Below are 521 nucleotides of genomic sequence, written 5' to 3' on the forward strand. Positions count from 1 at the left end.
ATCAATCCTCCTACGTATAGTATCGCTCTTATTTCGGAGGTTGTCCAACTTGATTACGGGGCTTAAGAGATCTCTTAACTAATACAGATATAAGAGGAATCGCCAGCAATAATACACCTAACCATGCAAAATTGGTTGCATAGGATGGAATTTCCTCCTTAGATATTCTGGTAGCCTCAACGAAGGGTATATTTAGAGTTACTCCGGTTCCGTCAACATGACCGAAAAACAGTAAGAGCGCTTTCACAAGAAAAGCAATGCCAACAATAAGTATTATCAAATTAATCCGTTCCATAATTAATTTCAAAGTCAATTCCCTCCTTCAAGTTTATTTTATCCCATTTTTTATACAATTCAATCAAAGTGATGCTTACAACTGCGGATATTTTATCACTCTATGGAAAGCCAAAAGGTCACTTTTTTAGAGGTGGCTCATTAAATCTTTGCTAAATGAATATTTCGGCGCGGCAGAGCCGCTAGGTTAATGAATGAGAGCCACCATGTTAATGAAATAGAGCCAA

Annotated in this window: 1 protein-coding gene; it reads right to left on the reverse strand. The window is 37.4% G+C overall.

The genetic code is table 11. The features are described from left to right. Window positions 1-28: 28 nt before the first annotated feature. On the reverse strand, window positions 29-307 hold the full coding sequence (locus ACFO8Q_RS20875; RefSeq protein WP_380028718.1) for a hypothetical protein: 279 nt from the start codon (window positions 305-307) through the stop codon (window positions 29-31). Between the last annotated feature and the right edge of the window lie 214 nt (window positions 308-521).

It is taken from the genome of Effusibacillus consociatus (assembly GCF_042652925.1).
Classification (GTDB): Bacteria; Bacillota; Bacilli; order Tumebacillales; family Effusibacillaceae; genus Effusibacillus; species Effusibacillus consociatus.